The sequence below is a fragment of the Pseudomonas sp. BIC9C genome, from assembly GCF_034541995.1.
Taxonomy (GTDB): domain Bacteria; phylum Pseudomonadota; class Gammaproteobacteria; order Pseudomonadales; family Pseudomonadaceae; genus Aquipseudomonas; species Aquipseudomonas fluorescens_CC.
In genome coordinates, this window is sequence record NZ_JAWDGM010000006.1 from 172,060 (window position 1) to 186,739 (window position 14,680).

At 61.5% G+C, this 14,680-nt stretch carries 12 protein-coding genes, 1 other RNA gene and 1 pseudogene; 4 read left to right on the forward strand and 10 right to left on the reverse strand.

Annotated features, from left to right (window positions below):
- Positions 1-178: 178 nt before the first annotated feature.
- Positions 179-3,052 carry an aminomethyl-transferring glycine dehydrogenase gene (gene gcvP / locus RS887_RS24435; protein WP_322617416.1) on the reverse strand — a complete coding sequence of 958 codons (2,874 nt, stop codon included), beginning with the start codon at positions 3,050-3,052 and terminating at the stop codon, positions 179-181.
- A 154-nt stretch (positions 3,053-3,206) separates the two neighbouring features.
- Here gcvP and RS887_RS24440 point away from each other — a divergent pair, with 154 nt between their 5' ends.
- Complete coding sequence (locus RS887_RS24440; RefSeq protein ID WP_322617417.1) at positions 3,207-4,346, forward strand: DegT/DnrJ/EryC1/StrS aminotransferase family protein; 1,140 nt, start codon at positions 3,207-3,209, stop codon at positions 4,344-4,346.
- A gap of 114 nt (positions 4,347-4,460) precedes the next feature.
- Here RS887_RS24440 and gcvH read toward each other — a convergent pair whose 3' ends face one another.
- From gcvH to RS887_RS24485, 9 genes and pseudogenes are all read right to left on the reverse strand, one after another.
- The gene (gene gcvH / locus RS887_RS24445; RefSeq protein WP_322617418.1) at positions 4,461-4,844 is read right to left on the reverse strand and encodes a glycine cleavage system protein GcvH; all 384 of its coding nucleotides are present in this window, start codon (positions 4,842-4,844) and stop codon (positions 4,461-4,463) included.
- 49 nt (positions 4,845-4,893) lie between these two features.
- Entirely contained in the window at positions 4,894-5,976 is a 1,083-nt protein-coding gene (gene gcvT, locus RS887_RS24450; RefSeq protein WP_322617419.1) for a glycine cleavage system aminomethyltransferase GcvT, read from the reverse strand.
- 155 nt (positions 5,977-6,131) lie between these two features.
- The gene (locus tag RS887_RS24455; RefSeq protein WP_322617420.1) at positions 6,132-7,748 is read right to left on the reverse strand and encodes an iron ABC transporter permease; all 1,617 of its coding nucleotides are present in this window, start codon (positions 7,746-7,748) and stop codon (positions 6,132-6,134) included.
- A 218-nt stretch (positions 7,749-7,966) separates the two neighbouring features.
- Positions 7,967-8,971, reverse strand: coding sequence for an extracellular solute-binding protein (locus RS887_RS24460; protein ID WP_111282879.1), 1,005 nt, complete (start codon positions 8,969-8,971; stop codon positions 7,967-7,969).
- Between the two features lie 248 nt (positions 8,972-9,219).
- Positions 9,220-10,437 (reverse strand): 2-octaprenyl-3-methyl-6-methoxy-1,4-benzoquinol hydroxylase, encoded by a 1,218-nt coding sequence (locus RS887_RS24465; RefSeq protein WP_322617611.1) that lies wholly within the window; start codon positions 10,435-10,437, stop codon positions 9,220-9,222.
- 9 nt (positions 10,438-10,446) lie between these two features.
- A pseudogene (locus RS887_RS24470) lies at positions 10,447-10,557 on the reverse strand (tetrameric acyl-CoA thioesterase); the annotation flags it as partial.
- Positions 10,558-10,595: 38 nt separating this feature from the next.
- The gene (ubiH, locus tag RS887_RS24475) at positions 10,596-11,783 is read right to left on the reverse strand and encodes a 2-octaprenyl-6-methoxyphenyl hydroxylase (protein WP_322617421.1); all 1,188 of its coding nucleotides are present in this window, start codon (positions 11,781-11,783) and stop codon (positions 10,596-10,598) included.
- Complete coding sequence (pepP, locus tag RS887_RS24480) at positions 11,780-13,114, reverse strand: Xaa-Pro aminopeptidase (protein ID WP_322617422.1); 1,335 nt, start codon at positions 13,112-13,114, stop codon at positions 11,780-11,782. The genes ubiH and pepP overlap by 4 nt, the downstream gene beginning before the upstream one ends.
- A 27-nt stretch (positions 13,115-13,141) precedes the next feature.
- Complete coding sequence (locus RS887_RS24485; protein ID WP_322617423.1) at positions 13,142-13,696, reverse strand: YecA family protein; 555 nt, start codon at positions 13,694-13,696, stop codon at positions 13,142-13,144.
- 193 nt (positions 13,697-13,889) lie between these two features.
- Between RS887_RS24485 and RS887_RS24490 the strand changes: the two genes are divergently transcribed.
- The 3 genes from RS887_RS24490 (at position 13,890) to ssrS (ending at position 14,622) form a co-directional block, all read left to right on the forward strand.
- Positions 13,890-14,099, forward strand: a complete 210-nt coding sequence (locus RS887_RS24490) for a TIGR02449 family protein (protein ID WP_007982902.1) — start codon at positions 13,890-13,892, stop codon at positions 14,097-14,099.
- A complete protein-coding gene (locus RS887_RS24495; RefSeq protein ID WP_015097304.1) occupies positions 14,096-14,413 on the forward strand; it encodes a cell division protein ZapA in 318 nt (105 codons plus the stop codon). Before RS887_RS24490 ends, RS887_RS24495 begins: the two co-directional genes overlap by 4 nt.
- A 30-nt stretch (positions 14,414-14,443) precedes the next feature.
- Positions 14,444-14,622, forward strand: a non-coding RNA gene (gene ssrS / locus RS887_RS24500) — 6S RNA.
- Positions 14,623-14,680: the final 58 nt, after the last annotated feature.

Consider the following 14,680-nt stretch of genomic DNA (forward strand, 5'->3'; position numbering starts at 1 on the left):
TGCCGCTCACATGAGCGGCATTTTTTTGCCTGACACACCCAAATCCCATGTTCACCGAGCCCCCCTGTGGGAGCGAGCTTGCTCGCGATAGTGGTGGATCAGTAAAAGCTTCATTGACTGTCACACCGCAATCGCGAGCAAGCTCGCTCCCACAAGGGTTATGTGTTGCCTTGGGAGATCAGCGGTAATCATCCACCGGCACACACGCACAAAACAGGTTCCGGTCCCCGTACACGTTGTCCACCCGGTTCACCACCGGCCAGTACTTGTGAGCCTTGGTGTGCGCGTCCGGCGTGACCGCTTGCTCGATACTGTACGGCCTCTCCCACACGCCGGTGATATCGGCCAACGTGTGCGGCGCACCTTTCAACGGGTTTTCTTCAGCCGGCCAGTTGCCATTTTGCACCTCGTTGATTTCCGCGCGGATGCTCAGCATTGCTCCGATAAACCGGTCCAGCTCCGCCTTCGATTCACTTTCAGTCGGTTCGACCATCAGCGTCCCTGGCACTGGAAATGACATGGTCGGGGCATGGAAGCCGTAATCCATCAGGCGCTTGGCGACGTCCTCTTCGGTGATACCGGTCAATGCCTTGAGCGGTCGCAGGTCAAGGATGCATTCGTGAGCCACTCGTTCGTTGCGCCCGGTGTACAGCACCGGGAACGCGCCCGACAAATGCCGCGCCAGGTAATTCGCGGCCAGGATCGCCACTTCGCTGGCATCCGCCAGTTGCGGCCCCATCATAGCGATATACATCCAACTGATTGGCAGAATGCTTGCGCTGCCCCAGGGCGCGGCGCTGACGGCACCATTTTGCGGATGCGGCCCTTCGATCGGCACCACCGGATGGTTGGCCACGAACGGTGCCAGATGCGCCCGAACACCGATCGGCCCCATGCCCGGCCCACCGCCACCATGGGGAATGCAGAAAGTCTTGTGCAGGTTCATGTGCGAGACATCGGCGCCAATATCGGCCGGCCGCGCCAGCCCGACCTGAGCGTTGAGGTTGGCGCCGTCCATGTATACCTGACCGCCATGCTGGTGGATCACTTCACAGATTTCGCTGATACCTTCCTCATACACGCCATGGGTCGAAGGATAGGTCGCCATCAGGCAGGCGAGTTTGTCGGCGGCCTGCGCGGCTTTTTCCTTGAGGTCATCCAGGTCGACGTTGCCCGCCTCGTCACACTCGACGATCACCACACGCATCCCGGCCATTTGTGCCGACGCGGGATTGGTGCCGTGGGCCGAGGAAGGAATCAGGCAAATATCGCGGCCGCCCTGATGACGGCTCTCATGGTATTTGCGGATCGCCAGCAGTCCCGCGTATTCGCCCTGGGCACCGGAGTTGGGCTGCATGCAGATCGCATCGAAACCGGTGATCGCGCACAACCAGCGCTCCAGTTCTTCGATCATCAACCCATACCCGGCAGCCTGTTCTTTCGGCACGAACGGATGCAGGTTGGCGAACTGGGGCCAGGTGATCGGGATCATCTCGCTGGTGGCGTTGAGCTTCATGGTGCAGGAGCCCAGCGGGATCATCGATTGATTGAGCGCCAGGTCCTTGTTTTCCAGTTGTTTGAGGTAACGCAGCATCTCGGTTTCACTGTGATGGGTGCTGAACACGGGGTGGCGCAGATAAGGCGAAGTACGCGCCAACCCGTCGGGAATTCCGCCAGGCAAGACTTCGGCATCCAGGTCCTCGATGTTGAGCCCGTGATCGGCCCCCAGAAACACGTCGAACAGCTTCGCCACGGTGCCTTCGTCGCAGGTCTCGTCGAGGCTCAAGCCCAGCTGGCCGCGTCCGAGAATGCGCAGGTTGATCTGCGCGGCCCGGGCACTTTCGATGATGGCGGTCTGGGTTCCGCCGACCTCCAGCGTCAGGGTGTCGAAGAAGTGCCGGTTGACCCGGGTAACACCGTTGCGCTCAAGCCCGGCGGCAAGGATGCAGGTCAGCCGATGAACCCGCTGGGCGATCCGCTTGAGCCCTTCCGGGCCGTGGTAGACCGCATAGAAACTGGCGATGTTGGCCAGCAGCACCTGGGCCGTGCAGATGTTGGAGTTGGCCTTCTCCCGGCGGATGTGTTGCTCGCGGGTTTGCAGGGCCATGCGCAGGGCGGTATTGCCCCGCGCATCTTTCGAAACACCGATGATCCGCCCGGGAATCGCTCGCTTGTATTCATCGCGGCTGGCAAAAAATGCCGCATGGGGTCCACCGTAGCCCATGGGCACGCCAAATCGCTGGGACGAGCCGAACACCACATCGGCGCCCAGTTCACCCGGCGGAGTCAGCAACAACAGGCTCAGCAAATCCGTGGCGACACAGGCCAGGGCCTGTTGCGCGTGCAGGTGATCAATCAGCGGCCGCAGGTCGTGGATCTCGCCGTGGGTGTCAGGGTATTGCAACAGCGCGCCGAACACCTGGTGCTGCTTCAAGTTATCCACAGTGTCGATGATCAGCTCGAAGCCGAAGCCTTCAGCGCGAGTCTGCACCACGGAAATGGTTTGCGGGTGGCAGTGCTCGTCGACAAAGAACAAGTTGCTTTTGGACTTGGCGACACGCTTGGCCAGGGCCATGGCTTCCGCCGCGGCAGTGGCCTCATCAAGCAGCGAGGCATTGGCCAGCTCAAGACCGGTCAGGTCGATGGTCAGTTGCTGGAAGTTCAGCAGTGCTTCGAGCCGCCCTTGGGCGATCTCCGGCTGATAGGGTGTGTACGCGGTGTACCAGCCGGGATTTTCCAGCACGTTACGCAAAATGACGGCCGGTGTGAGGGTGCCGTGATAGCCCATGCCGATCAGGCTGGTCCAGACCTGGTTCTGCTCGGCATAACCGCGAAGTTTGGCCAGCGCGGCTTCTTCATCAAGTGCCGGGGGCAGGTCCAGCGCCTGGTTGAGGCGGATGCCCGGCGGCACGGTTTGCTCGATCAATTCGACCCGGCTGCCCAGGCCGAGGCTGTCGAGCATCGCCTGTTGCTCGACGGCATCGGGCCCGAGGTGGCGGCGCAGAAAGGCATTGGGGTCGCGTAACTGGCTCAGGGACGGCAACTGGGACATGACGGGCTCTCTCTTGACTGGCGCTCAGCGTCGATGCAGCACGGTCAAACCAGCATAGCAGTCGATATCCGCATGGATGACGTAGCGCGGCCAACCAATCCGGATCATCATGTGCGGCGCCAACCTAATGTCCGCTGATCGGGTGACTGTATTCATGAGCCAACTGCCGTTCCTGCCGTTTTCCAAACCCACCATCGATGAAACCACGATTGCCGCTGTCGGCGACGTATTGCGCTCGGGCTGGATCACCAGCGGCCCGAAAGTCCAGGCCTTCGAAGCGCAACTCTCGGAGTATTTTGGCGGGCGCCCGGTGCGCACCTTCAATTCCGGCACCTGCACTATGGAAATCGCCTTGCGTATTGCCGGGGTTGGGCCGGGCGATGAAGTGATCACCACGCCGATTTCCTGGGTGGCCACCGCCAACGTCATCCTGGAGGTCGGCGCCACCCCGGTGTTTGCCGACATCGACCCGGTGACCCGCAATATCGATCTGGATCAACTGGAAGCGGCGATTACCCCGCGCACCAAGGCCATCATCCCGGTGTACCTCGCCGGGTTGCCCGTGGACATGACGCGTCTGTACGCCCTGGCGAAAAAGCACGGCCTGCGGATCGTCGAAGATGCGGCCCAGGCACTGGGCTCCAGCTGGAACGGTCAGCGCATTGGCTCGACCGGTGATTTCGTGTCCTTCAGTTTCCAGGCGAACAAGAACGTCACCTCCTCCGAGGGCGGTTGCCTGGTGCTGAATACGCCTGAAGAGGTACGACTTGCCGAGAAATACCGGCTGCAGGGCGTTACCCGCAACGGCTTCGATGGCCTGGACGTCGACGTGCTGGGTGGCAAGTTCAATATGACCGACGTTGCGGCGGCCATTGGTCTGGGCCAGTTCGCCCATATCGATGCGATCACCGCTCATCGCCGTGACCTGGCCCGGCACTATTTCGCCTGCTTTGGCGAGGATTTCGAAGCGCAGTACGGAGCGCAACTGCCGCCAGCGGATTTCACCCAGAGCAATTGGCATTTGTTCCAGCTGGTACTGCCGGAGCGCACGGATGGCAAACCGGCGCGGGCGACTTTCATGGAGCAGATGCAGGCATTGGGTGTCGGGATCGGCTATCACTACCCGCCGATTCACCTGTTGAGCCTTTACCGCGAGCGCGGATTCAAGGAAGGCATGTTCCCGGTCGCCGAGCGGGTCGGTCGGCTGATTGTCTCGCTGCCGATGTTCACGGCGATGAGCAAAGCAGATGTCGAGCGTTCGGTGGCGGCCGTGAAAGCCGTTCTGAACCCATAAACCTGTGGGAACGAGCCTGCTCGCGAATCGGGAGTGTCAGTTGGCATGAATGTTTTCTGACACAACGCTTTCGCGAGCAGGCTCGCTCCCACATGGATTTTCACAAGACGAGCGTTATTCGCCGATGGCAGCCTTGTAGCCGGCGGCATCCAGCAGTTTTTCCAGGTCTGCAGCATTGCTTGGCTTGAGCTTGAAGATCCAGGCGCCGTACGGATCGGAGTTGAGCAGCTCAGGTGTACTGCTCAGGTCTTCGTTGACCGCGATCACTTCACCGGCAATCGGGGAGTAGATGTCGGAAGCGGCTTTGACCGATTCAACGACACCGGCCTGATCTTCAGCGGCAAACACGTTGCCGACTTCAGTCAGCTCGACGAACACCACATCACCCAGCGCTTCCTGCGCGTGATCACTGATGCCCACGGTGACGGTGCCGTCGGCTTCCAGACGTGCCCATTCGTGACTTTCGGCAAAACGCAGGTCGGCGGGGATATTGCTCATGTTCTGTGTCCTCAGGAAATAGGTCAGCGGTCGTGCCCGCCGGAATAGATTAGATCAAGGTTTTGCCGTGACGGACGAAGGTCGGTTTGACCACTCGTACCGGGTACCACTTGCCACGGATTTCCACTTCAGCGCGGTCGGCAGTTGCCATCGGCACGCGCGCCAGTGCAATCGACTTGCTAAGCGTAGGAGAGAAACTACCACTGGTGATCTCCCCTTCGCCAACATCGGCGATGCGGACCACCTGATGAGCGCGCAAAACACCGCGCTCCTCAAGGACCAGACCGACCAGTTTTTGCTGTACACCGGCAGCCTGCTCGGCTTCCAGCGCCTTGCGCCCGATGAACTGCCGGGTGGCAGGTTCCCAGGCAATGGTCCAGGCCATATTGGAGGCCAAAGGTGAAATGTCCTGCTGGATGTCCTGACCGTAAAGGTTCATGCCGGCTTCGACCCGCAAGGTATCCCGTGCGCCAAGGCCGATGGGAGAAATCCCGGCGCCGACCAGATCATTGAAAAATCCTGGCGTCTGATCGGCGGGCAGAATGATTTCCAGGCCATCTTCGCCGGTATAACCGGTGCGCGCGATGAACCAGTCACCATCGGACAGGCCTTCGAAGGGCTTGAGGAGCTGGATCAGGTTGCCGCGGGACTGGCTGACCAGCTCGGCAATTTTTTGCCGGGCGTGGGGGCCCTGAATGGCCAGCATCGCCAACTCGGAGCGTTCGCGAAGTTGCACGTCGAAACCGTCGAGATGCGCTTGCATCCAGGCCATGTCCTGATCGCGGGTGGAGGCGTTGACCACCAGTCGATAACCCTCATCGAGACGATAGACGATCATGTCGTCGACGATGCCACCCCGCTCGTTGAGCATGGTGCTGTACAACGCACGGCCGGGGCTGTGCAGGCGTTCGACATCATTGGCCAGCAAATGCTGAAGCCAGGCTTTGGCCTGGGCGCCGCCGACGTCGATTACGGTCATGTGGGATACATCGAAGACACCGCAATCGCGGCGCACCTGATGGTGTTCCTCGACTTGCGAGCCATAATGCAGAGGCATGTCCCAACCGCCAAAATCGACCATCTTCGCGCCGAATGCGAGATGAAGGTCATACAGAGGCGTACGCTGTCCCATGGGTTTCTCCTTCCGGGCGTGGCGAAGGTGCGGGCAAGTGCTGCACGGACTGAATGCCTTGAAAAAAGGGCCTTTAGCCGATTTCAGCTACCTGGTCTGTCAGACGGACCGCACCGAATGCCGCGCATTGTAGCCGCAAGGTGTAGGACTGACACCTAGCTGTTTCGATGTGCTGAGCGCCGGATCAATCCGATGACCGGTAACAGCCCGACCAGCACCAGCGTCAATGCCGGCAAAGACGCCCTCGCCCATTCTCCTTCGCTGGTCATTTCAAAGATCCGCACCGCCAGCGTGTCCCAGCCAAACGGGCGCATCAGCAGGGTCGCGGGCATTTCCTTGAGCACGTCGACGAACACCAGCAGCCCGGCGCTCAAGGTGCCGGGCAACAACAACGGTAGATACACTTTGAAAAACAGTCGCGGTCCACTGACGCCAAGGCTACGTGCCGCTTCGGGCAAAGATGGCCGTATACGCGCCAGGCTGCTTTCCAGTGGCCCGTAGGCCACCGCAATGAAGCGCACCAGATAGGCCAGTAGTAACGCTGACAGACTGCCCAGCAGCAGCGGCTTGCCCGCGCCACCGAGCCAGCTCGAGAGCGGGATCACCAGCTCGCGATCCAGGTAACTGAACGCCAGCATGATCGACACCGCCAGCACCGAACCCGGCAACGCGTAACCCAGATTAGCCAGACTGACCCCGGAACGAATGACCCGGGTGGGCGCCAATCGTCGGGCAAACGCCAGTAACAGGGCGACGCTGACGGTGATCAACGCCGCCATCACCCCAAGGTACAAGGTATGGACGATCAACCCGGCGTAGCGCTCGTCGAGATCGAAGCGCCCGCGCTGCCAGAACCACACCATCAGTTGCAGCATTGGAATGACAAAGGCGCAGGCAAATACCAGCCCGCACCAGGTCATGGCTGCCAGCGCTTTGACGCCTCGCAGGTGATACAGCGCCTTGACCCGTGGTCGCTCGTTGCTCGCCCGGTTGGCCCCGCGAGCACGCCGTTCTCCGTACAGCACCAGCATCACCACCAGCAGCAACAGGCTGGCCAGTTGCGCGGCGGAAGACAGGCTGAAAAAACCGTACCAGGTCTTGTAGATGGCCGTGGTGAAGGTATCGAAGTTGAACACCGACACTGCGCCGAAATCCGCCAGGGTTTCCATCAGCGCCAATGCCACGCCCGCACCGATGGCCGGCCGCGCCATGGGCAATGCCACCCGCCAGAATGCGTGCCAGGGCGATTGGCCAAGGACCCGCGCGGCTTCCATCAGGCCTTTGCCCTGGGCGAGGAAAGCCGTGCGGGCCAGCAGATAGACATAGGGATAGAAAACCAGCACCAGCACCACAATTACACCGCCCGTGGAGCGCACGCGCGGCAGCCGCAGACCACTGCCGAACCACTCGCGCAGCAGGGTTTGCACGGGGCCGGCGAAATCCAGCAGGCCGACAAACACGAACGCAAGCACATAGGCGGGAATCGCAAAGGGCAGCATCAATGCCCAGTCCAGCCAGCGCCTGCCGGGGAATTCACAGAGGCTGGTCAGCCAGGCGAGGCTGACGCCCAGCAGAGTGACACCCGCACCGACACCGAGCACCAGCGTCAGCGTGTTGCCCAGCAGGCGCGGCATCTGCGTGTCCCACAGGTGGGACCAGATTTGAACGTCAATGGTTTGCCAGGAAAGCAGCAGGACGCTCAGGGGCAACAGGACCAGCGCAGCGATGGCGAAGACGACTGGATACCAGCGGCGTTGGGCGGGGTGGGCCACAGGCTTGGTTCTCTACTATCTAATGGGTGAGATCGACACTGTAGGAGCAAGCTTGCTCCGGGCGGCGTTCCGACGAAAAACGTCAACGATAACGCGGGATGCCTGACGGTCCGAGGTGCCCTGACGTTCATCGCGAGCGAGCTCGCTCCTACAGCGTCAGAGGCGCGTAGCGCAAAAACAAACGCCCCGCATAGGCGGGGCGCAGCATAACGGCTGACTCAGTTCCAGCCAGCCTTGTCCATCATGCGAATCGCTTCAGCCTGGCGCTTGCCCGCCACTTCCACCGGCAAGGTATCGGCAATGAACTTGCCCCAGGCCGCCACTTCTTCGGATGGATGAACGGCAGGGTTCGCCGGGAATTCCTGGTTCACGTCGGCAAAGATTTTCTGCGCTTCAGGCGTAGTCATCCACTCCACCAGGGCCTTGGCCGCTTCCGGGTGCGGCGCGTGTTGTGTCAGGCCGATACCCGACAGGTTCACGTGTACGCCACGGTCAGCCTGGTTCGGCCAGAACAGCTTCACCGGCAGGTCTGGCTTCTGCTTGTGCAAGCGGCCGTAGTAGTAGGTGTTGACGATACCGACATCGCACTGGCCGGCATTGATCGCTTCCAGCACTGCGGTGTCGTCGGAGAACACGTCAGTGGACAGGTTCTTGACCCAGCCCTTGAGGATTTCCTCGGTCTTCCCGGCACCGTGCACTTCGATCATGGTCGCGGTCAGGGACTGGTTATAGACCTTCTTCGCCGTGCGCAGGCACAGGCGGCCTTCCCATTGCTTGTCGGCCAGCGCTTCGTAGGTGGTCAACTCACCCGGCTTCACCCGATCCGTCGAGTAGGCGATGGTCCGCGCCCGCAGGCTCAGGCCGGTCCAGGCATGGGAGGCTGCCCGGTATTGCAGCGGAATGTTGGCGTCGATGGTTTTCGAGGTGAATGGCTGGAGGATGCCCATCTGCTCGGCTTGCCAGAGGTTGCCGGCATCGACGGTGAGCAGCAGGTCGGCCGGCGTATTCGCGCCCTCGGCCTTGAGCCGCTGCATCAGGGGCGCTTCCTTGTCGGTGATGAACTTCACCTTCACACCGGTCTTGGCGGTGTAGGCATCGAATACCGGCTTGATCAGCTCGTCGATTCGCGAGGAGTAGACCACCACCTCGTCAGCGGCCTGGGCGGCGGTGCTACCGATCAGGGTCAAGGCCAGTGCAGTCAGTAGACGCTTCGGTGCCAACATGGGAGCGGTCTCTCGATTGAAAAATGAGGCCAAATGATAAGGACTCACATTTAGCTTCTCAATCGAACCCGCTTGCGGAGGAGTTACCAGATGTTGCGCCGCTTGGAAGTTGTGGTGCTTGTACTGACGCCTTCGCGGGCAAGCCCGCTCCCACAGGGATCTTCAGTGTTCACCCAAAATGCATTAACACCGAAGCTACTGTGGGAGCGGGCTTGCCCGCGAAGGGGCCAGTAGGCTCAACGCAAACCTCAGGGCTTGGCCAGTGCTGGCAAATCCCCGGTCAACCCCAGCGCTTCACGCACGAACAAGGCCTTGGCCTCGGGCATTTTCTCAACCATCTTCAACCCGGTATTGCGCAACCAGCGCACCGGCAACGGATCGGCCTGGAACAAGCGCTCGAAGCCTTCCATCGCCGCCATCAGCGCCAGGTTGTGAGGCATGCGCCGACGCTCGTAACGGCTGAGGACTTTCACATCCGCCAGGCGTTCGCCACGGGTTGCCGCCTGCAGCAACACTTCGGCCAGCACGGCGGCATCGAGGAATCCGAGATTCACACCCTGCCCGGCCAACGGGTGAATGGTGTGGGCCGCGTCGCCGATCAACGCCAGGCCTTCAGCCACGTAACGCTTGGCGTGGCGCTGGCGCAGGGGCACACACAGGCGCGGGTCGGCGCCCAGTACATCGCCGAGCCGACCTTCAAAGGCCCGCTCCAGCGCCTTGCAGAAGCCTTGTTCATCCATCGTCATCAGACGTTCGGCTTCGCCGGGCGTGGTCGACCAGACGATCGAACACCAATTCTGTTGGCCGTCGCGCTCAAGGGGCAGAAACGCCAACGGGCCGGTGTCGGTGAAGCGCTGCCAGGCCGTCATTTGATGCGGTTTGGCGCAACGCACGCTGGTGACGATGGCATGGTGCAGATAATCCCATTCGCGGGTCGCGACCCCGGTCAGGCGCCGCACCGCCGAGTTGGCGCCATCCGCCGCGATCACCAGCGGTGCGCGCAAGGTGCGGCCATCGGCCAGGGTCAGCAGCCAGTCATCGCCGGAGCGGCGCATCTGTTCCAAACGTGCATTGGCCAGCAACCCCAGGTCACAGTCGTGCAGGCGGTCAAGCAAGGCATCCTGGACCACGCGGTTCTCGACGATATGCCCCAACACCTCGGCATGCACACTGGCCGCCGAGAAGTGGATTTGCCCGGTGCCGCTGCCATCCCAGACCTGCATGTCGGTGTAGGGGCTGCTGCGCCGCCCGGCAATGCCATCCCAGACGCCAAGGCGCTCGAGAATCCGCTGGCTGGCGGCCGACAAGGCGCTCACCCGCGGTTCAAACGCGGCCTGAGTGTTGAAGGGTTTGACACTCATGGGGCTGCCGTCCAGCAGCAGGACTTCCAGCCCGCTGCCCTGCAACGCCAGCGCCAGGGCGCTGCCGACCATTCCGGCCCCGACAATCAGCAGATCTGCGCGCATTTCCATGCTTTAAGCCTGTCTCTCTTGCGGCTTGAGCCGCATGTAAAGGGTTTTCCCGACCCGCGCCACCAGGTGGCCGGCGCCGTCATGAATGTCGACCTGCAATTGCGGCAGGTATTTTTATCGGTCGTGCCTTGGCAAAACGGCGGATCAGCCAGTCACGCATCTGGACGGGTACCCAGCCCCATCGCCTGTCGGGCAAACCAGCGTTTGGCCGGTGGCAGCAGATCGAGGCCGAGCAAGCCGATGTTGCGCCCCAGGGACACCAGCGGCTGGGTGCTGCCGAACAGGCGCGTGACCTGATCGGAGAAGCCCACGGTGAGGTCCTGATCGAGACGCTGGTGTTCGCGATAGGCTTGCAACGTGGCAAAGTCGCCCAAGGGTTTTTCGCTGGCGAGCAAGGCATCGGCCAGGGCCTGGGCGTCGCGCAAGGACAGGTTGAACCCTTGGCCGGCAATCGGATGCAGACTGTGCGCCGCGTTGCCGAGCACCGCCAGATGCGGACGCACCTGTTCTTCGGCCTCGACCAGTGTCAGCGGATACAGATGCCGCGCACCGACCTGTTTCAATGTGCCAAGGCGATAACCGAACACCCCCTGCAACTCGCTGAGGAAGCTGCGCTCGTCGAGTGCCGCCAGGCGTTGCGCGTCCATGCCCAGGCGGGTCCAGACCAGTGCGCAACGGTTTTCCGGCAGCGGCAGCAACGCCATCGGGCCTTCGTCGGTGAAACGCTCGAAGGCCATGCCGTTGTGGGCTTCACTCGGGGTGATGTTGGCAATCAGCGCGCTCTGGTTGTACGGACGCTTGCGGATGCCGATCCCCAATTGCTCGCGCAGGCCGGAGCGGCCACCATCGGCGAGCACCGAGAGGTCGCATTCCAGGATGGTTTCATCGTTGAGGGTCAGGCGATAGCCATCGGTCAGCGGCTCCATGCGGGTGACCTCCGCCGGACAACGCCAACTGATCACCTCCTTGTCCAGGCCTTGCCACAGGCATTGGCCGAGCCAGGCGTTTTCAACGACATAACCCAGCGCTGGAACGCCCTCTTCCATCGCCGACAACCGGGCGGTGGAGAAACGCCCACGGTCGGACACATGAATCTGCTTGATTGGTTCGGCGCGGCGGGAGACTTCCTGCCAGATGCCCAACCGTTGATAGATTTGCCGCGAGCCAAAGGACAACGCCGAAGAACGGGCGTCGTAACTCGGTTGATACGTATCGCCAGGGGCGAACGGCTCGATCAGCACGATCTTCCAGCCCCGGGCCTTGGCGCCGGCCTGCAGCGCAAGTGCCAGGCTTGCGCCGACCAGCCCGCCACCGATGATTGCCAGGTTGACTCGACTCATGCCGCTTGCGTCCGCGCGGCGGCCATCAGGGCCTCGATCTCGATGACGGTTTTCGGCACGCCGCCCGTCAATATTTCACAGCCGGTTTTGGTGACCACTACGTCGTCCTCGATGCGCACGCCAATGCCGCGCCATTTCTTCGCCACGTTGAGGTTGTCCGGGGCGATATAGATCCCCGGCTCCACGGTCAGCGCCATGCCGACCTCCAGCACGCGCCACTCGCCGCCGACCTTGTATTCGCCGACGTCATGCACATCCATGCCCAGCCAATGGCCGGCGCGGTGCATGTAAAAGGCCTTGTAGGCTTCGCTGGCGATCAGTTCGTCGACGTCGCCCCGCAGCAACCCCAGCTTGACCAGCCCGGCCGTGATGACCCGGACCGTGGCCTCGTGCGCCTGATTCCAGTGTTTGTTCGGGGCGATTTCGGCAAAGGCGGCCTCCTGGGAGGCCAGCACCAATTCGTAAATCGCTTTCTGTTCCGCGGAATACTTGCCACTGACCGGAAAGGTCCGGGTGATGTCGCTGGCGTAACAGTCGATCTCGCAACCGGCATCGATCAGCACCAGATCACCGTCCTTGAGCAGCGCGTCATTCTGCTGGTAATGCAGGATGCAGCTGTTGCGCCCCGCCGCGACGATCGACCCGTAGGCCGGCATCTTCGCCCCGCCCTTGCGGAACTCGTAATCGAGCTCGGCTTCGAGGCTGAATTCGTGCAACCCGGCGCGACAGGCCTGCATTGCCCGCACATGCGCCTGGGCGGAAATCCGCGCCGCCTCACGCATCACTTTCACTTCTGCCGCCGATTTATACAGGCGCATGTCGTGCAGCAGATGATCCAGGGCAACGAATTCGTTAGGCGGCTGGGCACCGAGGTTGGCCTTGGAACGGATCACATTGATCCACTCCATCAGGTGGCGGTCGAATTCGGGGTTGCTGCCCATGGCGGAATACACCCGGTCACGGCCTTCGATCAGGCCCGGCAGGATGTCGTCGATATCCGTGATCGGAAAGGCGTCGTCGGCGCCGAAATCGCGAATCGCGCCTTCCTGCCCGGCGCGCAGGCCATCCCACAGCTCGCGCTCGGCGTTGCGCTCACGGCAGAACAGAATGTATTCGCCATGCACACGCCCCGGCATCAACACCAGTACGGCCTGGGGTTCGGGAAAGCCGCTGAGGTACTGGAAGTCGCTGTCCTGGCGGTAAACGTGCTCGACGTCGCGGTTACGAATGGCCACCGCGGCGGCGGGCAGGATGGCAATGCTGTTGGGTTCCATCTGCGCCATCAGGGCCTTGCGGCGACGGCTGTATTCCGATTTCGGGATGTGGATCATGGGCAGATGGCGTTCCCTGGCAAACGATTAGTGCAGCGACGGTTTGGCGGCTGGCACGTCTTTTTTGGTCTCGGAGAACAGCAGCAACGGCGCGACGCGCAGGTACTCCATGACTTCCATATAGTCGGTTTCGCCGTCTTCGGACTCTTCCAGGGCGTCTTGCACCTGGGAAATGGCTGCCAGGTCCTGCAAAACTTCGGTGGCCTCGGTGCTCAGCATGCTGCTATCACGGCAGTTCAGGCCAAAGCCGCTGAGGAAACCCTGGCACCACTGGCCCAGTGCGGCGGCACGCTCGGTGAGCGGAGCATCGTCGGTCGGCAGCAGCAGCACGACGGTCACGTCATCGCCGGTGAGCTCACCCTTGACCATTTCCTGCAGGCCGATCAGGGCGCTGCGAACATTGTCCTGCGGCTCGCTTTCGAGCAGTTCGGCGGCGTCGATCAGCCAGCCTTCGGCATCGAAACCGGCACCGGCGCAGCTGCGGCCAAGCAACAGGCCGTGCAGTTCGGCAGGCGAGACGTTGTGACCGCTGGAAGTCAGCAGGGTGGCGAAGGCTTGGTACGGAGAATTCTGAATGGTCATGGGCAGCTAGGCGCCAGACGGCGCTATGTCTAGAATGAAGGCCTTGTATCCTACATCGACTGCCCCGTAGGAGCGAGCTTGCTCGCGATGGTCGCCAACGATAACGCTGGGTACCTGATACCCCGCGGCGCTCTCGGGTTCATCGCGAGCAAGCTCGCTCCTACAGTCCGACACCCATCAGACAGTGAAGACAATGGAAGACACCGACCTGCAAGCGCTGATGGCCAGACTCGAACTGCTGATTACCCGAGTCGAGCAACTTAAGAGTCAAAACGGACTCTTACTAGCTCAGGAAAAGACCTGGCGCGAGGAACGCGCGCACCTCATTGAAAAAAACGAAATCGCCCGGCGTAAGGTCGAATCGATGATTTCGCGCCTCAAGGCCCTGGAGCAAGACTCATGAGTTCAAGCAATAGCGTCACCGTGCAGATCCTCGACAAAGAATATTCGATCATCTGCCCTCAGGAAGAGCGCAGCAACCTGATCAGCGCCGCCCGTTATCTGGACGGCAAGATGCGCGAGATCCGCAGCAGCGGCAAAGTCATCGGCGCCGACCGTATCGCCGTGATGGCCGCGCTGAACATCACCCACGATCTGCTGCACAAGGAAGATCGCCCGGACGTACAGGTCAGCGGCTCGACCCGTGAGCAGGTGCGCGACCTGCTCGATCGCGTCGATCTGGTGCTCGCCACCGATCCGGACGTCACCAAAGGCTGATTCGCGCGACGGCTTGAGGTATACTCGAATCACTCCCTGGGGTGTTTGCCAGTTGGCGATGTCCCTGAGCCGATTTGCTATACCCTGGAGGTTGCACGTTGGGCTGGTGTGCATGTCCGCTAGACGGAAAGCCTTAAAGCCTACTGCATCTTCCACCTTGAACTTTCGGGTTCAAGGGCTAAGTCGACAGCGACACATTCGGGGAGCCTGATTCCAGTCCGATGCCGGTTTAAATACCGGCATCGGCGTTTTTACGGGTACGCTTTG